Source organism: Paenarthrobacter sp. E2MeOHC11 (assembly GCF_058744955.1).
In genome coordinates this window covers 4,921,231-4,938,727 of sequence record NZ_CP196673.1, presented here as the reverse complement: position 1 = coordinate 4,938,727, position 17,497 = coordinate 4,921,231, and the positions used below count along the sequence as shown (strand labels likewise).

The window sequence follows — 17,497 nt, the reverse complement described above, 5'->3', positions numbered from 1 at the left end:
AATTGGGGCGGCATTCTTGGCGTGCTCTGGATCAAGCCAGACGGGGATGTAGTCAGCTCCTTAGTGTGAGGATCAGCTTTCCGCCGACAGCGCGGTTCCCCAACCGGTCAAGAGCGATAGCCATGTCATCCCAAGGCAGGACTTGGGCAACGTGCGGGGTGAGCTTACCTTTCACCATGAGGTCCAGGAGCGTTGCCAGGTCTCGTCCGAAAGGAAGAGGATCAAAGAACAGCTCGAAACCCAGGATCTTGACCAGAGCCCCGTTGTAAACATCACGGACATTGAAGCTACTTGGCTCGTCTGACGAATTGCCAAAGGCAACCAACCGGCCCCGCGAATCCAGCATGGACAGTGCGCGGCCAAGTACTTGGCCGCCCACTGACTCGATGATCACGTCAAAACGATCGCGGGCTTGCTCGATGTCGGTTATCACGTGTTTGGCGCCGATGGCCTTGAGCGCATCGGTGTTCGTGCCCGTGGAGACCAGCGCCGTAACCATGGCTCCTGCTTGTGTGGAGAGTTGAACAGCGAACTGGCCAACACCGCCGGAGGCGCCGGTGACCAGGACGTGATCACCGAGGCCCACAGCCCCGAGCCGCAATGTGCGCAAAGCCGTGAGTGCGGCGGTGGGCAACGCTGCGGCCTCAGCGAACGTTATCTCTTCAGGAATGGCGGCAATCGAGTCCCGGCGCACGGCGACCATCTCTGCCCAGGCGCCATGTTCCACTATTCCGAGAACTCTGGCGCCGGCCGTCAGCTCGTCACTGATGTCCTCCAGGAGGACTCCGGCGAAATCCCAGCCGGGGATGACGCCTGCGGGTGCACTGCGAAGTGCACGCATCTCGCCTCGGTTGAGGGAAATGGCATGAACCTCAACCAGCACTTCATCAGGACGTGCTGAGGGGGTAGGGACGTCCTGAACATCGATTCGCCCGGGCGCCTCAAGGCTGACGGCCAGTGCACGCATCGTCGACTTTGAGGATTGGGAGTACTTCATAGTTCCTCCAGAACTGACTTTGTTGGGCGAAGGTTTACTAAGCCGGCGTGACGACGACACCTTCCCGGTAGTCGAAAGCCTTGCGCTGGTGCGTGGTGTCGGAGACTACCCAGATGACAGTGCAGTCCTCGGTGATCGCGTCGACTGTCGCCGGGTATTGCTCGCCAATGGATTCCCGAACCAGGACGGTCTGGGCAGGCCGAAGCCCGGACCAGTTCTGACTGATCCGGGCTTCGGTGGTGGAGGCTGTTTCCATCCTCGTGCCTTCCTAAGGAGCTTCTGCGGGGCTGTTGGCAGTGACATAGGTGGAAACGGTCCGCGCTTCGAGCTCCGGGATGATGTGGACAGCCCCGATGGTGAGGAAATGTTGCGTCTGTCGATGCAGGTCAAAGTCCTCGGCAGTGTGGTAGCTCTCCAGGATGACAATCTTCCTGTCATCCTCCACTCCGCGGAAGAATTCGTAGGAGATGTTGCCGGGTTCTTCACGGGTTTGGGCTGCCATTTTCTGCAGGTGTCCCAGAACCTCTTCCGTGGTTCCTGGCTTGGTTCTGTATCTGGCAACGACATTGAAGGTGCTGGTCATGATTACTCCTTTGGGTCTTGGTGGGTTGCGCCGATGGCCACGCCGGCCCCGGCAGGGAGTTCCTGGCAGGGACGGAATCGTGCCAGAACGTCCGGATCATGGCCCGCGATGACGGTGAGCCCGCGTTGACGCGCTTCTTCACGGATGAACGAGAATGCCTCATACATGGCCGGCAGATCGCTGATTGCAGTAAAGGGCATGTCGCGTTCCAACTCCTCGTAGAAGTGGACAGCGTCAGAGGCCAGAAGAACGTCGCCCTCCGAAGTGGGGACGTAGACAATTGCCTGTCCGGGCGTGTGCCCGCCGACTTCGACCAGTCTGATTCCCGGAGCCGGTGACGTTTCGCCCGAAAACATTTTGAGGCGCCCCTGGGTTTCGGCCAAGCGAAGCTGGTCTATTTCACCGTCTTCAGCGTAGAAGGAGAACTGGACGTGTCCAGCTGTGGGCGAGGTCCAGAACCGGTATTCAGCTTCGGCAATGTGGATCCGGGCGTTCGGGAACAGGTCAAGGTTTCCGATGTGGTCGTAATGGCCATGGGTCACTATGACGTCACCGACATCGTTCGGGTCAATGCCTAGGTGGGCAAGGGCATCGGCGGGGTGCAGCAGCAGCGTCCGGCCGCGCCGGCGGCCTGCTTCTTCGCCGAAGCCTGTGTCCACAACAAGGGTGCCTTCTGGCCCTTGAAGGATCCAGAAGTAGTAGTCAACGGTGGCCGGTCCGTCGTCTTCCCCGTACAAACGGTAGTTAAGGTAGACGTCGCTGCGTTCAGTGGCCCGGGTGCCGACGCGAACGACGACAACCCGGTAGCCGCCGTCGTTCTTAGCCGGCGCCATTGCCGCCCTCGTGAACTTCCACGGACGGTTCGAGTCCGTCGGCTCCCACAACTTCCCGCCATGCTTCGAATCCGGCCTGGAACGCAACGACGCCGGCCTCCGGAAGCGAAATCTCGATTGCTTCCAGGATTTCGGTGGGCGTCAGGCCGAGGTCAAGCGCCACGCGGATGTGGGACTGAATGTGTCCCTTGGATGCGCGCATGACTGTGAGGCTGACAATGAAGATGAGTTCCTTGGTCCTACGGTCCAGGGTGCGCTCATCCAAATAGGCGGCGGAGACCACATGGTTGGCCGCCTGAAGTACGGGGAAATCGTGTTTGGCCATTACTTTGTGGTAATCGAGGACGTATCCGCGTTTGCGCGCCATGTCGTCGATGTATGTCTGGGCCTCGGCGGTCTGGTCGTTCAGATCAATGGTCATACTGGTGTCCTTCCGGATGGTGCGGCGATCAGCTGGTGCGCAGCGGTGTGCCGTTGAGTTTTTCGTAGTATCGGGCAAATTCGGTGTGGTCCGGATTGTCACTGTCCAAGAGCTCCCGCGCTTTCTCGGCGGTTTCCTGTGCGGTGAGGACGATCGGCGCCTCAGCGGACTGCTGGGAAATGAGGTTTTTGGCAATTTTCAGGTCTTTGAGCATCAAGTCCATGGCAAAGCCGGAATCAAAACTTCCAGTCAGGATGTGGCGGGGATACTTGAACTCTGACGCCTGGCTGCGGCCCGTCGAGCCATTGATGACCTCCAGCATCTTCTCCGGTGCAATTCCAGCCGTTGCGGCCACCGTCAGAATTTCCGCGGCGGCGGCGAGGTTGGTGGCTGACAGCAGGTTGTTCAGCGCTTTGGCTGCGTGTCCCGTCCCTGGGGGCCCGACATGGGTGATGGACTCGCCGAGGTTACGAAGATGCCGTTTGGCGCGTTCGACGGCGGTGCTGTCGCCACCGACCATGATGGCCAGCTTCCCGGTCAGGGCCTTGGCGACACCACCGGACACCGGTGCATCGACGTAATCGATGGCGAGGGCAGCGGCCTCAGCAGCAAGGGCTGCGGTGCTTTCGGGTTCGGAGGAGCTCATGTCGATGATCAAGGTTCCAGCCGTCAGACGCTTCAGGAGTCCCGGACTGGTGCGCAGGACCGACTCGATGATCCGGCTGTTGGGGAGCATGAGGATCACGGTCCCCACATGGGACGGGATGTTCTCGAGGTCCGGCAGAGCGGTGCCGTTAGTCGCCGCAGCCACCTCTGCGGCGACCACCGGATTCGTGTCGTAAACGAACAGTTCGCGGCCGGGGGAGTAGTTGATGGCCATCGGCCGGCCCATGTTCCCGAGCCCTACAAAAAGGGACGCGTGAGTATCGGGGATTACCATGTTGACGTTCCTCCGTCGATAGTGAGCACAGACCCTGTAGCGAAACTGGACTCTTTGGCTGCCAGCCAGACGATGGCTTCGGCAACTTCTTCCGGACGCCCCATACGATGCATGGGCGAACGGCCATTGAGGGAGTCAACGAGCTCTTGCGGTTCTGCTGACTCGGCAATCATCTTGTCGAAGTAGGGCGAGTTGATAGTTCCCGGAGCCACGGCATTGACGCGAATGCCTTGATCCACGTGGTCCAGCGCCATGGCGCGGGTGAGCGCGGATACGCCGCCTTTGGAGGCCACATATGCAGCTCGGTCGCGGATGCCAACGTTGGCTGTATAGGAGGAAGTGTTGACGATCCTGCCGTCACCGGTCTTCGCTAGTTCCGGAATGGCGTATTTTGAACAGAGGTACACGCCTTTGAGATTGACGGACATGAGGCGGTCCCAGTTTTCTTCGTCGATTTCCAGCACGTTCCCGGGGAATCCAAACCCCGCGTTATTACAGAGCACATCAATGCCCCCAAAGTTGTCGACAACAGCCTTGATCATCGAGCGGACACTGGCCGAGTCGCTGACGTCGACGGTGACTGCAAGTGCCTTGGCGCCGGCCTCGTCGGCAACTTCCCGGGCCGCCGCTTCGTTCTTGTCGGCGATGACCACGTTGGCGCCGAGGTCAGCGAATCGCAGGGCGGCTGCCCTGCCGATACCGCTGCCGGCGCCAGTGACTATGACGGTTTGGTCAGTGAAATTCACGAGGCGTTTCCTTTGAGGTCAATGATCTGACGGATGACTTTGCCTTCGCGGAGTTCATCCATGGCGTGATTGATGTCGTCCAGGGCGATAGTGCCGGAGATGAGCTTTTCCACTGGCAGGACGCCATCCAAGTACATTTGGGCATAGCGGGCGATGTCCTCGGAGGGAATGCCGGAGCCCATGTAGGAGCCGATGATCTGGCGGGCTTCAACAACCAGGCTCAACGGCGAGATTTCGAGTCGTGCTTCGGGCCGGGGAAGCCCGACTGTTACCGTGCGGCCGCCTGGTTTGGTCATATCGATGGCACCGGAGAGCGCGGCGGGATTTCCCACACATTCGATCACGGCGTCGAACTTCAGACCTGCGGCTGCTGCGTCGGCAGGTGTGTAGGCGGCAGTCGCACCAATCTCCAGGGACGTTTCCAGCTTGGATGGAAGCATGTCGATGGCAACCACTTCTCCTGCGCCCGCAGCTATGGCCACTAGCGCCGCGGCCAGGCCAACGCCGCCCATGCCAACAATTGCAACAGACTCGCCAGGCCGGACTTTAGCCGCATTGATGACTGCGCCGCCGCCCGTGAGGACGGCGCAACCGAGGAGAGCGCCGACGTCCGCCGGTACGCCTTCGGGCAGCGGAACGACAGAATGCTTGTCCACGACGGCGTACTCGGCAAACGCCGAAACTCCACCGTGGTGGTCCAGGGGCTGGCCGTTGATTCGCAGACGTCGCTCTCCGTGGAGCAGCGTTCCTTCCGCGTTGGCCTTGGTGCCTTCGAGGCATAGCGCCCACCCGCTGGAAGTACAGGCAGTACATTCACCGCAGCGGGGCATAAAGGTCATCGTGACGCGCTGTCCGATCTTGAGATCGTCACAGTCTTCGCCGAGTTCCTCGATGATCCCTGAGCCTTCGTGGCCAAGGACCATGGGTACTGCGCACACGCGCACACCGCTGACGCGCGAGAGGTCCGAGTGGCAGACTCCTGCCGCTTCCATGCGGATAAGGACTTCGCCTCGGCCCGGTGCGTCGAGGGTCAACTCAGCCACATTGATGGGAGTGGTTTCCCCCCAGGGCGTTGATGCCCCGATGGTTTCCAGAACTGCTCCTCTGAACTTCATCGTTCTCCTCAAGTCGCCGCCGTCACCGGCGGAATCATTCTCCGTGAGCTGCATTTGCGCTAATCCAGTATTACAGTAATACCTACAAGCGTGTCCAGTCCCACAATCAGTGTCATCGCGTATGATGGTGAAACCCTTTAGAAGGAATGCCATGACTATTGACGCCATCCGCAGAACAGCTGCGCCGCTTCGCACGGAAGTGGTCAACGCGCTGCGTCGAGCCATCGTTGCCCAGGAATTCGCGCCGGGGGACCGCCTCGTCGAGACGGTGATGTGCGAGAAGTACTCCGTGAGCCGGACGGTGATCCGTGAAGCCCTCAGGCAGCTAGAGTCCGAGGGGCTCGTAACGATGGTCCCGAATCGAGGCCCTGAAGTTGCCACGCTCAGCATTCACGACGCGGAAAGCCTGTATGAAGTACGCCGTGCCCTCGAGTCGCTGGCCGGCAGCCTTTTCGCGGAAAGGGCGAGTGACGCGCAGTGTACTGAGCTGGTTTCCAGGCTTGGCGAAGTTAAGGTGGCAGTGGCCTCAGGGGACCCTGAAAAACGCTTGGCTGCTAAGGATCGCTACTACGACGTGCTGCTTGATGGCACCGGAAACGCGGAGATTGCCCGGATGTTGCGAAGCGTGAATGCCCGGACTCAGATGCTCCGGACGCTCTCCCTGGCGGCTCCTGGCCGTGATGCCCGAACCATCGCAGAGATCACCCGGATCACAGCTGCGGCAGCCGTCAACCGGGATCCCGACGAGGCCCGCTTGGCCTGCGAAGAACATGTTCGCAATGCTGCGGAAGCGGCCCTGGGGGAGATGCGCAAGCTTCACGCCAGCTGAGTCCGACCCCTCCAAGCTCCGGTTCGCCCATGGTGAACCGGAGCTTTTGTTTTGCCTCATAGCGAGTTGACGTGGATCACATGCGCGTTCTAAGCTCGTAACACCGTAATACGGTCTTATGACATTCCAGTATGAACTGGATCCCCCCAACTCTCTGTTTCGAAAGGTTGAGCGTAATGGGCGCATCATCCGCGACACTGGCGTCGCCGCCTTCACCGGCGAAGGTCGCCATGGCCAGTTTCATTGGCACCACGATCGAGTGGTACGACTACTACATCTTTGGCGCTGCCACTGTTTTGGTGCTTAACAGCCAGTTCTTCCCTACTTTGGACCCGTTTGCCGGCACTCTGGCTTCGTTCGCCACTTTCGCGGTGGCTTTTATCGCCCGTCCCTTCGGTGGTGCGTTCTTTGGGCACTTCGGTGACAAGATCGGCCGGAAGAAGATGCTCGTTTGGTCTGTACTGGCCATGGGATTGGGCACGCTCGTGGTGGGGTTGCTCCCCAACTACGCCACCATCGGTATCTGGGCTCCGATTCTGCTCGTGGTCTGCCGGTTCCTGCAGGGCTTCGCAGTCGGCGGGGAATGGGGCGGCGCTGTGCTCATGTCCCTGGAACATGCACCAGCCAACAAGCGGGCCTTCTTTGCCAGCTTCCCTCAGGCCGGCGTACCTGCCGGCACCGTCCTCTCCAGCGGCACCTTTGCGCTGATTGCACTCATGCCGCAGGACCAGCTTCTGTCGTGGGGCTGGCGAATCCCGTTCATTGCTTCCATCCTGCTGGTCATCGTTGGCCTGTGGATCCGACTCAAAGTCACCGAATCGCCTGAGTTCCTGGAAATCCAGGAGAAGAACGAAGTCCCCAAGGTGCCGGCGTTTGAAGTCTTCAAGCACCACAAGCGCTCACTCATGCACGGCATTCTCTGCGGTTTCGCGCCAAACTTCACGTTCTACATCGCAACCGTGTTCCTGGTCAGCTACGGCCCCAAGCAGCTTGGCATACCTTCAAGCACGATCTTCGTCGCACTGATGATTGCCGCCTCCCTTCAGGTGTTTACCTTGCCGTTCTTCGCCACCTTCGCGGATAAATACAGCCAGAAGAAGGTGCTTCTGACGGGCTGCGTTCTGGTCGCCGTGGGCGCCTTCCCGGTCTTCGCCCTCTTTAGCACTGGAACCTTCTGGGGTATTCTGCTGGCGCTCGTCATCGCGCTGCCGCTTCTTCACGGCGTCTCTTACGGGGTAATTTCCGGTTTCACGGCAGAACTCTTCCCCACGGAAGTTCGCTACACCGGCACCTCCCTTGCATACCAACTCGGCGGCATCGTCACATCAGCACCAGTGCCGATCATCGCAACCCTGCTGATTCAGCAGTACCAATCAAGCGACGCAGTCGCTTGGTACATGGTCATCTCCGCAGTCCTCGGCTTCATCGCCATCGTCACCGCGAAGACCATCAAGCACAAGAAGGCCAATGACACCGTTCGCGTGGACGAACTGAGCATCTGATCCTTCGTGGTGCAGGGCCGGAGACGTCTCCGGCCTTGCACCACAGCACTCTGAGTCCGTTACCGAGCGCAGAAAGAAGCTCATGACTTCAACCAACAACACACTCCCTGTCATATCGGACGTGTGGTTCACCCATCTCGCCAACGCGGTACACACTGACCGTGAGCTGCAGGTCATTGGCAAATTCAGCGACTTCTGGATTGACGCCGTCTCACCAGGTAACTGGCGCGTGGTCTTGAACTTCCAAAGTTCCAGCCTGATTCCAACGCCCTGGAAAGACCTGCCCAAGGACCACATCGTCATATCTGCTTCCCCAACCGGCTGGGGACAGATCTTCGACCCCCACCCCAAGCCTTTGCGTCATGACTTGCTGGCGCTCGGAAAGAACAGCCCGGATGTAGCGCTCGGTGGGTCCGACGTCGAACTCGTCCGCAATTTGAGGGTCCTTGCACGTCTGGTGGATCTCGGAAAGGCACTCCATGTCCAGCACTGACACACCTGTAGCCAGCTTCGAAGATGTGGTTGGCCGCTACGTGAACCTGCGTTCGTCAGGCCGCGATCAGCGCATCTACTTCGAAGAAGCCGGCAGCGGACCGGTCCTCCTTTGCCTGCATACTGCCGGCGCTGATTCGCGCCAATTCCGGCACCTGCTTAATGACCCGGAGATCACCAGTCGGTTCCGGGTGGTGGCATTCGACCTTCCCTGGCACGGCCGATCCCTCCCACCGGAAGGCTGGTGGGAAGAAGAATACCTGCTCACCGCTGACGCCTATGTCGCAATTGTCCGAGACTTTGCGGCGGCACTGAATATAGAGCAACCAACAGTTATCGGTTGCTCCATGGCCGGGTCCCTTGTGTTGGAACTGGCCCGCAGGCACGCCGATGAAATCGGGGCAGTCATAGGGTTGTCGGGAGCGCTCAAGGTCAACGGGCGCTTCCAGGACTGGTCCCTTCGGCCGGACGTCAACGCCCAACAGTCTGTACCCACCTGGACATCGAGCCTGATGGCACCGCAAAGCCCAGAGGTATCCCGCCGCGAAGTCTGGTGGATCTACAGCCAGGGCGGCCCCGGTATTTACCGAGGTGACACCTACTTCTACTCCCAGGACTTGGACCTCCGAGGCAGAGGACATGAGATCGACACCAGGGCGTGCCCGGTGTACCTCCTCACGGGTGAATACGATCACGCCTGCACTCCTGCAGACACGGCAGATGCCATCGCCGAGATCCCGGGCGCGAAGGGCGGTGCCATGAAAGACATCGGGCACTTCCCAATGGCGGAGAACTACCCGCTGTTCAAGACATACCTCCTGCCGATCCTCGAAGAACTCCACCCGGGCGTGGCCGGTAAAGACCTTGATTCCCTTGCCTTGGAAGGAACCCACCATGCCTGAAACGGCTACTGTCACCCCTGAACTTGAGCGCCTTCTGCTCTCGACTATCCCCACCGGCCTGCTGATCAATGGCCAGTGGCGCGATGCCAGCGGCGGCGGGACGTTCGCCGTCGAGGACCCCGCAACGGGAAAGAAGCTCCTGGAGATCGCGGACGCCACCAGCGCCGACGCCATGGCGGCACTGGATGCTGCTGACGCGGTGCAAGCGTCCTGGGCGCGGACTGCCCCTCGCGTCCGGGCAGAGATCCTCCGACGCGGCTTTGAGCTTGTTGCCGAACGGGCCGAAGACTTCGCTCTGCTGATGACCCTGGAGATGGGTAAGCCCCTCGCCGAGGCACGCGGCGAAGTGACCTACGGAGCGGAGTTCCTGCGGTGGTTCTCCGAGGAAACGGTCCGCGATTACGGCCGCTACCTGACGTCCCCTGAGGGGAAGAACAAGATCCTGGTCCAGCGCAAGCCCGTGGGGCCATGCCTGCTGATCACACCGTGGAACTTCCCGCTGGCGATGGCCACCCGAAAGGTGGCCCCTGCCATTGCCGCCGGCTGCACTATGGTCCTCAAGCCAGCCAAGTTCACGCCGCTGACGTCGCTGTTGTTTGCCCAAGTGATGCAGGAAGCAGGTCTTCCCGCCGGCGTACTGAACGTCGTCGCTTCATCATCCGCGTCAGCAATCTCGGGTCCCCTGATGAAGGACTCGCGCCTTCGGAAGGTGTCCTTTACGGGCTCGACGCCGGTCGGCCGACGGTTGCTCGCGGATGCGTCCCACAATGTGCTGCGGACTTCGATGGAGTTGGGCGGCAACGCGCCGTTCATCGTGTTCGAGGACGCTGACGTGGACAAGGCAGTCCTGGGCGCGATGGCAGCGAAGATGCGCAACATGGGCGAAGCATGCACCGCAGCCAACCGTTTCCTGGTGCACGAATCGGTCGCAGAAGATTTCACCTCGAAGTTTGCCGCGGCCATGGGTTCACTGACGCTGGGCCGAGGCACTGACCCGGGTACCGCCGTCGGGCCCATCATTGATGGTGGTGCCCGCAAGGACATCCACGCTCTGGTCACCGAAGCAGTAGCGCAAGGAGCCACCGTGGCAACAGGCGGCGCACCGCGCGACGGCGCGGGCTACTTCTATCCGCCGACTGTTCTGGCCAGCGTCCCGCACGATGCAACGATTCTGTCCAGCGAGATTTTTGGTCCCGTTGCTCCGGTCACCACCTTCCGCACTGAGGAAGAAGCCATCCGCCTGGCAAATTCCTCCGAGTACGGACTGGCTTCCTACCTCTTCAGCCGCGATCACGCGCGGATGCTCCGCGTAGCAGAACAGATCGAGTTCGGCATGGTCGGTTTCAACAGCGGCATGATCTCCAATGCGGCCGCTCCGTTCGGTGGCGTGAAGCAGTCCGGACTCGGCAGGGAAGGCGGAGCCGAAGGCCTCGCTGAATACACCACCGCCCAGTACATCGCCATCCCCGACCCGTACGCGGACTAACACGGTGCCCCCGCGTTCTTAAACGCGGAGCATCGCCCACACACTGGCCCCCGCCCTTTGCTCGCAACAGGGGCGGGGGCCATTCCATGCCCAAACAGACGTCAACAGAGAGGTTGTCTTCATGCAAAGCGCAAGCACAACAACACTTCCCGGCACCACAGAACCATCCGCAGCCACCCGCCGCAAGACTGCCCTCGCGGTGGGTATCGGCAACTTCATGGAATGGTTCGACTTCGCCGTTTATGGCTTTTTTGCCAGCATCATCGGGAAACTGTTCTTCCCCGAAAGCACCCCGATTCTTTCCCTGCTGAGTGCGTTCGCAGTCTTTGCCGTGGGCTTCATCATGCGCCCCCTGGGAGCGTTTATCCTTGGGCCCATTGGCGACAAGCATGGTCGCAAGGCAGCGCTCGTTTGGTCGGTTCTGCTCATGGGCGGGGCGACGACTGTCATGGGCCTGCTTCCTACGTACGCAGTGGCTGGCCTTCTGGCCCCCATTCTGCTGGTCCTGCTTCGTTGCGTGCAGGGTATCGCCGCTGGTGGTGAGTGGAGTGGCTCCGCCGCCTACCTGGTGGAAAGCGCCCCGAACAATAAGCGTGGGCTTTATGCGAGCCTCATCTCCGGTACCGCTGCCTTGGCGTTCATCGTCGGAAGCTTCGTTGCGCTTGGTCTTAGCTCTGCACTTTCCCCGGAAGACCTATCGGGCTGGGGATGGCGTCTTCCGTTCCTCCTTGCAGCACCCATGTCCCTGGCCGGACTGTATATCCGCATGAAGCTGGGGGATACCCCCGTCTTTGAGAGCATGAAGTCGGAGGACCGTTTGGCTGGTTCCCCTTTGGCAAAGGCAGGCACGAAGGGCCTTAAACCGATCCTGATCACGTTCGCGTTCTCCAGCGTCTCCGGGCTCGGCATCTATTATTTGGCGACGTACATGAACAACCACCTGACCACCTCGCTTGGTTTGGACCGTGCCTCAGCGCTAACGCTCAGCGGTGCAGGCTTGTTCATTTATCTGTTGATGTGCCCTTTGGCGGGCATCCTGTCTGACCGCTTTGGCCGTCGCAGCTTGAACATTCTTGGAACCGTAGGTTTCGTTGTGCTGTCCATCCCGTCCTTCCTGCTCATGGGAACCGGGAACGGCGTGGCAATCGTTGCGGGGCTTATCCTCTTCGGGGCCTGTCAGGCACTGTGCAGTGTGACCAACGTGGTGCTGCTCGTGGAGCTCTTCCCTGCCTCTACCCGGTCCAGCGGCAGCGCACTCGGCTACAACCTGGGACTCGCCATCGTCGCCGGCCCTGGACCGCTGATCGCAGCAGCGCTGGCAAGCTCGACCGGAACGTCGACGTCGGCGGCTTGGTACATGGCAGTGGTGGCACTCGTCGCCGTGCCGATCCTGCTCAAGTGGCTTCCGGAGACTTTCAAGAAGGACATCCATGCTGGTTAGACAGTGTCAGGGTCAACGACCGTTTGCTCCCCTTGTCAATTGCAGTGGCCAGTGGGAGCCAGCCGATGTTCTGTGAGCGACTGCGGATGTTGTTGAGGGGCCTGATGGCGGCATGTTGTGACGGGCTCTACAAATCGATGCCTGTCCCACTCCAGGATGAGGTCTCAGATAACCCGTAAGGATGAGACCGCCTGAACATCCGGATCAGGCGCAGAACTTGGAGAAAACGGGGCTGCAGTTGTGTGGGTTCGGTTGGGTCGTCAGCTATACATGCTTAGGCATGGAGGCCGTCGACCCAACCTTCCTGCAATTAACGAGGGTTTGCGCCCCCTGGAATGCGGGTCCCCGGGGCTCACTAACGCTCATAATGGAACACTCCGCTGGCGGGCAGAATTACTCATCAGCAGATCTTCTGCAGCGCCTTCGTAGCTTCGGTTTTCAGAGCGGTGAACAACGGCTGTCGCAACTCTGGCGCAGGCAGGTGCGCTTCAGGATGCCACTGGATGCCGACTACCCAGTTGTCGTCCACCGACTCGATGGCCTCAAGCAGACCATCGTCGGCCACAGCGGTGATACGCAGACCTTCGGCGAGGAAATCGACGGCCTGATGGTGGAAAGACGCTACCGGAATCCGGGATACACCGTTGAATGCGACGGCAACGCGGCTGTCCCGCTCGAGTTCCACCTCATGGACGGAGAAGTCCCTGGCGCCTTCTTCGCTTTTGCTTACATGTGAGACGCTGCTTGGTCCCAAGTCGACGTGCAGGGAACCGCCATAAGCAACATTGAGAAGTTGCATTCCACGGCAGATGCCCAACACAGGGATTCCATGGTCTATGCCGTACCTGATGACAGCGAGGTCAAGGCTGTCTTGCGCCACATCAACGCCAAAAAGGGAAGGATCCTCGGCCGATGCACCGAAAAGGACCGGATTGACGTCGCCACCGCCCGGGAGTACGAAGCCTTGGCAGGAAGCGAAGGTTGCCTCGAGCTCCGCATCGCTGGCTGGACCGATAATGACGGGTTCAGCGCCGGATTCCTGGATCAGAGCGACCACTGCGTCGAAGGCCCTTTCGGCCTCCTGCATGACCGGGTCCGAAGCTCCGCAACTGAGGCCTGAGAGGCGGATTGGAATGCCAATCCTGGGGGAGTTCGTTGCAGATGTGGCCAAAATATGCTCCTGAGTGGTGTCGACCAGCTATTAGTGGTTGTGAAAAATTAGGTATTAGGTACGAGCCAAATACCTTAACAGAATGACGGCACCCGCTAGCGACTGTCAACTGGATACGAAGGCCCCGTCGTGGCCATCCTTACTCAACTCTTGACACCTGAAAGTGTGTCATGTTTCATAGTTGGAAGGTCAATGGACCAAACCTCAGACCTTTACAGCGAAGTTGGGCTGTCCATTCACTGCGGCCTTAGTCGCACCTGCAGGCCGCCGCCCTTTCTCACTACTCCCTGGAGCCTTAGATGAAGAAGCAATCCCTAGCCGCCGTCGCCCTGACGATCGGTGCCCTCGCCCTCACCGCCTGCGGTGGCTCGGCAAACTCGAGCTCGTCCAGCGATGCCTCCGCCTTCGGAGACTGTAAAGTCACTGGGCAGCCGGACAGCATCAAGCTCAAGACCCAGAAACCCGATGTCCTGACGGTCGCCGTCGTACTGCCGAACCCAGGGTGGTCCAATGGCACCAGCCCGGACACGGTCAAGAGCGGATTCGAGTACTGCATGGCCGCAGATATTGCCCACCGGGCAGGACTCAAATCGGTCCAGCTGAAAAACTTCGCCTGGGACCAGTTCATCTCTGGGACCGCATCAGGCTACGACATCGGACTGGCAACGGTGACAATCACCGATAAGCGGAAGGAAGTATTTGACTTCTCGCAGCGGTATTTCTCATCAAACCTTGGCATAGCCACCAAGAAGGATTCAAAGGTCACCGCGGACACCCTCCGTGACTCAAAGATCGCCGTTCTGCAGGGCAACGTTGGCGCACAGTGGGTGGCGGACGTGCTCAAGCCCACAAAGTCGGCCGCAGTCTTTCAGTCCGCCGCGGATATCTTCACAGCCCTCAATGCCGGCCAGGTCGACGCAGTTGTTACAGACACAACGATCGCTCTGACCAGCGTTAAAGAAACGGGCGGTGCTCTGGCCGTAACGGGGCAGATAGCTCTCGACCAGGGCTACGGGGTTGTGCTTCCTCGCAACTCGGCGAATACCTCCGCCGTCGACAAGGCCGTCGGCGACCTGGACTCTGACGGGACGTTGAAGACTCTGGCTGCAGACTACCTTCAGCCGACGTTCGGAGTTGACCCCAATTCCGTTCCGTTCTGGGTAGTGAAGTGACCTCGGTTGATGCCTCGCCTCTAGCTGCGACCCCACGTCTCAGCCCTCCGCCTAAGAGTCGAGCGCTTTCATCGGCAGCGGCCGTATTTGCCTTGGTCCTTGTCTTGGCGGTCGCTGCCCTGGGTGCAGCCGCAATGAATGGATCAGAGGAGGGTACCACCCCCTACGCTATTGGCTGGCTTTTGAGTACTGTCGGTGTGCTCTTGGCTGGGGCGGTGCTGTGGATCGCAGTGCGGTCACTGCGTCGGTCTCTTCGCGCGTCCAAGGAAGTGAGTGAAGGGCGGATTCTCGACGCCCGGGCGAGCGGTGCATCGTCGCTGCATGATGCAACGTTCACCTTCGGTCTTGGCATTGCCGTCCTTATAGTCATCACCGGTGCAGTGATGCTTACCGTCAACGACGCAGTCATCCAGAAGACGTTCCTCCGCTGGGATTTCATGGCTGAAAGCGCCGGCGACGTCCTTGCGGCCTTCGGCCTGAACATTTGGATCGCAGTCATCACCGAGATTTTCGTCCTCGCATTCGGGCTGCTGCTGGCAGTAGCCCGCCTTGCCCCCGGAAAATCCTGGCGCCCGGTACGGGCCATTGCCATTGCCTACATCGACTGCCTGCGGGCAGTGCCGGCTATCATCGTCATCTATCTGGTGGGATTTGGACTGCCGCTACTACAGCTACCCGTACTGTCGGATCTGCCGCCGGAATGGTTCGCCATTATTGCGCTGACTCTGACGTTCAGCGCCTATACCGCCGAGACATACAGGGCAGGCATAGAAGCCATCCACCCGTCACAGTGGTCCGCTTCCCGTTCGCTCGGATTCTCCTTCGGAAAGACACTCCGCTTCGTCATCTTGCCTCAAGCCGTGCGGGGGGTCATCCCGCCCCTGCTCAGCTTGTTCATCTCGCTACAGAAGGACACTTCGCTGGTAAACATTATTGGCACGATGGACGCGTTCAACCAGGCCAAGTTCTATTCATCGGCGAACTTCAACCTTTCGTCAGTCACAGTAGTGGCCGTCCTCTTTATCTTGATCACTATCCCGCAGACCCGCTTCGTTGATTGGATGCTGGCGCGAGGCGTTTCCCGCCGTGGACGAAAGGGAAGCAAATAATGTCTTTCATTGAATTGGTCGGCCTGCACAAGAGCTACGGCGCCCATACCGTGCTACAAGGTATCGACCTGCAGGTCGAGCAGCATCAAGTCGTCACTCTGATTGGTGCCTCCGGATCTGGAAAATCCACCCTGCTGCGATGCATCAATGCCCTGGAGCCGATAGATACAGGCGAGATCCGCATTGACGGAGACGTGGTCAGTGGACCCGGCGTGAATGTCAACAGTCTTCGCCGGACCGTGGGAATGGTATTCCAGTCCTTCAACCTCTTCCCCCATATGAGTGTCTTGGACAACGTTGCCATCGGCCCCATCAAACTCCTGGGACTTCGCCCAGAGGTCGCACGTGAACGCGCCTACGCGCTCCTTGAACGGGTCAACCTCGGAAATCGCTCAAGCTATTTCCCGGAGCAGCTTTCCGGTGGTCAGCAGCAACGCGTAGCGATCATGCGGACACTCGCCATGGAGCCCAAAGCTGTGCTCCTGGACGAAATCACTTCCGCCCTTGACCCGGAGCTGGTTGCCGAAGTCCTTAACATCGTTCGTGAGCTCGCGGCGGATGGGATGACCATGATGCTTGCAACCCACGAAATGCACTTCGCTCGCGAAGTATCCGACCTCGTCGTCTTCCTGGAGCAAGGACGGCTCCTGGAGCAAGGGCCTCCGGAGCAGGTGTTTGGTGATCCAGTGCAACCACGCACTCGTGAGTTCCTTCGCCAAATTGTGGAGGCCGGCAGGCTCTAAGTTTTGGTTCTAACCAAGAAATTTAAATAATCGGCGAGTGGCTAATGCCGCGCCCGGCAGTGCTTCCATCCGCGGAGGCCTGCCGGGCTTTCGTCATGCCCTAACTTACGAACTCGTGATGTCGGAGCTTGGTTCGCAACACCAAGGACCCGCGTGCAAGATCCGAGAGGCCAGCGACAGTCACGGCGTCGTGTTCTAAAAGCGTGTTGGGGAGATTCGCCTCGACCAAGTAGACCCGTCTGGGCCTCCCAAGGCCACGTCCCTAGGAGACCTGTTCAGTTTCCGATTTGAGTATTCTCAGGATCTCGTGACGCGTGTGCTCGATGTGGTCCAGCATGGCTTCGTGTGCAAGCAGGGGAGCCCTGTCCTTAATAGCTTCGAAAACGCGCTTGTGCTGTCGCTGATCGTCCTCGACAGGATCTGGATGGTCCAGCATGTCCGCCGGACTGAAGAACTCGCTGCGGGCATTTCGAATGGCGGCCTCAAGCCGTTTACTCCCTGCCGCCTTTGCTACAGCGTCATGGAAGGCAGAATCTGCAAGCCTGTACTCAGCCCGGTTAGTTGCCGCGGCCTGTTGGCTGATGGCGGCCATCATGGCGTCAAGATCGTCTTGCGTTCGCCGTGTGGCTGCCAGGGTCGCAGCATGGGACTCCATGGCAACCCTCACCGTGGTCAGGTCGTCCAGCTCTTCCTCTTGCTCAAGCATGCTGCGACGCCACTCTGCAAGTGGCTGGCTCAAAGCGGTGACGAAATTGCCTCCGGTTTTTCCCCGTCGGACGACGATGTAGCCATCCTCTTGCAGTTGCTTGAAGGCCTCACGGAGACTCACCCTTGCTACGCCGAGGGATTCAGCAAGTTGACGCTCTGGGGGAAGCCTGTCACCGGGACCGAGTTCGCCTCGGCGGATCAGTGCTTTGACGTACTCTGCCACGCCTTGGGGAACTGACACGGAATTCACTTCTTTGGGCATGGTTCCATGTTAATGCCAAAGTGCGCCGGGCATGGTCTCAGGCTC

General features: G+C 59.8%; 19 protein-coding genes. 9 read left to right on the top strand and 10 right to left on the bottom strand.

Annotated features, from left to right (window positions below):
* Window positions 1–52: 52 nt before the first annotated feature.
* The 8 genes from ACSSVG_RS22810 to ACSSVG_RS22775 are packed head-to-tail and all read right to left on the bottom strand — an operon-like array spanning window position 53 to window position 5,635.
* Window positions 53–997 carry a zinc-binding dehydrogenase gene (locus tag ACSSVG_RS22810; protein WP_492416500.1) on the bottom strand — a complete coding sequence of 315 codons (945 nt, stop codon included), beginning with the start codon at window positions 995–997 and terminating at the stop codon, window positions 53–55.
* 37 nt (window positions 998–1,034) lie between these two features.
* Window positions 1,035–1,253: a hypothetical protein gene (locus tag ACSSVG_RS22805; RefSeq protein ID WP_492416498.1), complete on the bottom strand. Its 219-nt coding sequence runs from the start codon at window positions 1,251–1,253 to the stop codon at window positions 1,035–1,037.
* Between the two features lie 12 nt (window positions 1,254–1,265).
* Window positions 1,266–1,580, bottom strand: a complete 315-nt coding sequence (locus tag ACSSVG_RS22800) for a putative quinol monooxygenase (RefSeq protein ID WP_055976432.1) — start codon at window positions 1,578–1,580, stop codon at window positions 1,266–1,268.
* Between the two features lie 2 nt (window positions 1,581–1,582).
* On the bottom strand, window positions 1,583–2,413 hold the full coding sequence (locus tag ACSSVG_RS22795) for an N-acyl homoserine lactonase family protein (protein WP_492416496.1): 831 nt from the start codon (window positions 2,411–2,413) through the stop codon (window positions 1,583–1,585).
* On the bottom strand, window positions 2,400–2,834 hold the full coding sequence (locus ACSSVG_RS22790; protein WP_285241578.1) for a carboxymuconolactone decarboxylase family protein: 435 nt from the start codon (window positions 2,832–2,834) through the stop codon (window positions 2,400–2,402). The genes ACSSVG_RS22795 and ACSSVG_RS22790 overlap by 14 nt, the downstream gene beginning before the upstream one ends.
* Window positions 2,835–2,862: 28 nt before the next feature.
* Complete coding sequence (locus tag ACSSVG_RS22785; RefSeq protein ID WP_492416495.1) at window positions 2,863–3,774, bottom strand: NAD(P)-dependent oxidoreductase; 912 nt, start codon at window positions 3,772–3,774, stop codon at window positions 2,863–2,865.
* The gene (locus ACSSVG_RS22780; RefSeq protein ID WP_458106676.1) at window positions 3,768–4,520 is read right to left on the bottom strand and encodes an SDR family oxidoreductase; all 753 of its coding nucleotides are present in this window, start codon (window positions 4,518–4,520) and stop codon (window positions 3,768–3,770) included. The genes ACSSVG_RS22785 and ACSSVG_RS22780 overlap by 7 nt, the downstream gene beginning before the upstream one ends.
* On the bottom strand, window positions 4,517–5,635 hold the full coding sequence (locus ACSSVG_RS22775; RefSeq protein WP_285241581.1) for an alcohol dehydrogenase catalytic domain-containing protein: 1,119 nt from the start codon (window positions 5,633–5,635) through the stop codon (window positions 4,517–4,519). The genes ACSSVG_RS22780 and ACSSVG_RS22775 overlap by 4 nt, the downstream gene beginning before the upstream one ends.
* A 151-nt stretch (window positions 5,636–5,786) precedes the next feature.
* Here ACSSVG_RS22775 and ACSSVG_RS22770 point away from each other — a divergent pair, with 151 nt between their 5' ends.
* The 6 genes from ACSSVG_RS22770 to ACSSVG_RS22745 all read left to right on the top strand — a co-directional run bounded on the left by ACSSVG_RS22770 (window position 5,787) and on the right by ACSSVG_RS22745 (window position 12,287).
* Complete coding sequence (locus ACSSVG_RS22770) at window positions 5,787–6,464, top strand: GntR family transcriptional regulator (RefSeq protein WP_429329667.1); 678 nt, start codon at window positions 5,787–5,789, stop codon at window positions 6,462–6,464.
* A gap of 176 nt (window positions 6,465–6,640) precedes the next feature.
* Window positions 6,641–7,966: an MFS transporter gene (locus ACSSVG_RS22765; RefSeq protein WP_492416492.1), complete on the top strand. Its 1,326-nt coding sequence runs from the start codon at window positions 6,641–6,643 to the stop codon at window positions 7,964–7,966.
* A gap of 82 nt (window positions 7,967–8,048) precedes the next feature.
* Complete coding sequence (locus ACSSVG_RS22760) at window positions 8,049–8,459, top strand: hypothetical protein (protein ID WP_492416490.1); 411 nt, start codon at window positions 8,049–8,051, stop codon at window positions 8,457–8,459.
* Complete coding sequence (locus tag ACSSVG_RS22755) at window positions 8,446–9,360, top strand: alpha/beta fold hydrolase (RefSeq protein ID WP_492416488.1); 915 nt, start codon at window positions 8,446–8,448, stop codon at window positions 9,358–9,360. Before ACSSVG_RS22760 ends, ACSSVG_RS22755 begins: the two co-directional genes overlap by 14 nt.
* Complete coding sequence (locus ACSSVG_RS22750) at window positions 9,353–10,846, top strand: NAD-dependent succinate-semialdehyde dehydrogenase (protein ID WP_492416486.1); 1,494 nt, start codon at window positions 9,353–9,355, stop codon at window positions 10,844–10,846. The genes ACSSVG_RS22755 and ACSSVG_RS22750 overlap by 8 nt, the downstream gene beginning before the upstream one ends.
* Window positions 10,847–10,967: 121 nt before the next feature.
* A complete protein-coding gene (locus ACSSVG_RS22745; protein ID WP_492416484.1) occupies window positions 10,968–12,287 on the top strand; it encodes an MFS transporter in 1,320 nt (439 codons plus the stop codon).
* A gap of 400 nt (window positions 12,288–12,687) precedes the next feature.
* On the opposite strand, the gene ACSSVG_RS22740 is transcribed toward ACSSVG_RS22745, so the two are convergent.
* Entirely contained in the window at window positions 12,688–13,374 is a 687-nt protein-coding gene (locus tag ACSSVG_RS22740; RefSeq protein WP_285241588.1) for a gamma-glutamyl-gamma-aminobutyrate hydrolase family protein, read from the bottom strand.
* A gap of 383 nt (window positions 13,375–13,757) precedes the next feature.
* Between ACSSVG_RS22740 and ACSSVG_RS22735 the strand changes: the two genes are divergently transcribed.
* The 3 genes from ACSSVG_RS22735 (at window position 13,758) to ACSSVG_RS22725 (ending at window position 16,482) form a co-directional block, all read left to right on the top strand.
* Window positions 13,758–14,630, top strand: a complete 873-nt coding sequence (locus tag ACSSVG_RS22735; protein WP_492416482.1) for an ABC transporter substrate-binding protein — start codon at window positions 13,758–13,760, stop codon at window positions 14,628–14,630.
* Window positions 14,631–14,764: 134 nt separating this feature from the next.
* Complete coding sequence (locus ACSSVG_RS22730) at window positions 14,765–15,739, top strand: amino acid ABC transporter permease (RefSeq protein ID WP_492416480.1); 975 nt, start codon at window positions 14,765–14,767, stop codon at window positions 15,737–15,739.
* Window positions 15,739–16,482 carry an amino acid ABC transporter ATP-binding protein gene (locus ACSSVG_RS22725; protein WP_285241591.1) on the top strand — a complete coding sequence of 248 codons (744 nt, stop codon included), beginning with the start codon at window positions 15,739–15,741 and terminating at the stop codon, window positions 16,480–16,482. The genes ACSSVG_RS22730 and ACSSVG_RS22725 overlap by 1 nt, the downstream gene beginning before the upstream one ends.
* 262 nt (window positions 16,483–16,744) lie before the next feature.
* Here ACSSVG_RS22725 and ACSSVG_RS22720 read toward each other — a convergent pair whose 3' ends face one another.
* On the bottom strand, window positions 16,745–17,452 hold the full coding sequence (locus ACSSVG_RS22720) for a FadR/GntR family transcriptional regulator (RefSeq protein WP_429329675.1): 708 nt from the start codon (window positions 17,450–17,452) through the stop codon (window positions 16,745–16,747).
* Window positions 17,453–17,497 lie beyond the last annotated feature (45 nt).

Coding starts and splice junctions, on each gene's coding strand:
- ACSSVG_RS22810 (WP_492416500.1), bottom strand. CDS start 997: ATGAAGTACTCCCAATCCTCAAAGTCGACGATGCGTGCACTGGCCGTC.
- ACSSVG_RS22805 (WP_492416498.1), bottom strand. CDS start 1,253: ATGGAAACAGCCTCCACCACCGAAGCCCGGATCAGTCAGAACTGGTCC.
- ACSSVG_RS22800 (WP_055976432.1), bottom strand. CDS start 1,580: ATGACCAGCACCTTCAATGTCGTTGCCAGATACAGAACCAAGCCAGGA.
- ACSSVG_RS22795 (WP_492416496.1), bottom strand. CDS start 2,413: ATGGCGCCGGCTAAGAACGACGGCGGCTACCGGGTTGTCGTCGTTCGC.
- ACSSVG_RS22790 (WP_285241578.1), bottom strand. CDS start 2,834: ATGACCATTGATCTGAACGACCAGACCGCCGAGGCCCAGACATACATC.
- ACSSVG_RS22785 (WP_492416495.1), bottom strand. CDS start 3,774: ATGGTAATCCCCGATACTCACGCGTCCCTTTTTGTAGGGCTCGGGAAC.
- ACSSVG_RS22775 (WP_285241581.1), bottom strand. CDS start 5,635: ATGAAGTTCAGAGGAGCAGTTCTGGAAACCATCGGGGCATCAACGCCC.
- ACSSVG_RS22770 (WP_429329667.1), top strand. CDS start 5,787: ATGACTATTGACGCCATCCGCAGAACAGCTGCGCCGCTTCGCACGGAA.
- ACSSVG_RS22765 (WP_492416492.1), top strand. CDS start 6,641: ATGGGCGCATCATCCGCGACACTGGCGTCGCCGCCTTCACCGGCGAAG.
- ACSSVG_RS22760 (WP_492416490.1), top strand. CDS start 8,049: ATGACTTCAACCAACAACACACTCCCTGTCATATCGGACGTGTGGTTC.
- ACSSVG_RS22755 (WP_492416488.1), top strand. CDS start 8,446: ATGTCCAGCACTGACACACCTGTAGCCAGCTTCGAAGATGTGGTTGGC.
- ACSSVG_RS22750 (WP_492416486.1), top strand. CDS start 9,353: ATGCCTGAAACGGCTACTGTCACCCCTGAACTTGAGCGCCTTCTGCTC.
- ACSSVG_RS22745 (WP_492416484.1), top strand. CDS start 10,968: ATGCAAAGCGCAAGCACAACAACACTTCCCGGCACCACAGAACCATCC.
- ACSSVG_RS22740 (WP_285241588.1), bottom strand. CDS start 13,374: ATGCAGGAGGCCGAAAGGGCCTTCGACGCAGTGGTCGCTCTGATCCAG.
- ACSSVG_RS22735 (WP_492416482.1), top strand. CDS start 13,758: ATGAAGAAGCAATCCCTAGCCGCCGTCGCCCTGACGATCGGTGCCCTC.
- ACSSVG_RS22730 (WP_492416480.1), top strand. CDS start 14,765: ATGAATGGATCAGAGGAGGGTACCACCCCCTACGCTATTGGCTGGCTT.
- ACSSVG_RS22725 (WP_285241591.1), top strand. CDS start 15,739: ATGTCTTTCATTGAATTGGTCGGCCTGCACAAGAGCTACGGCGCCCAT.
- ACSSVG_RS22720 (WP_429329675.1), bottom strand. CDS start 17,452: ATGCCCAAAGAAGTGAATTCCGTGTCAGTTCCCCAAGGCGTGGCAGAG.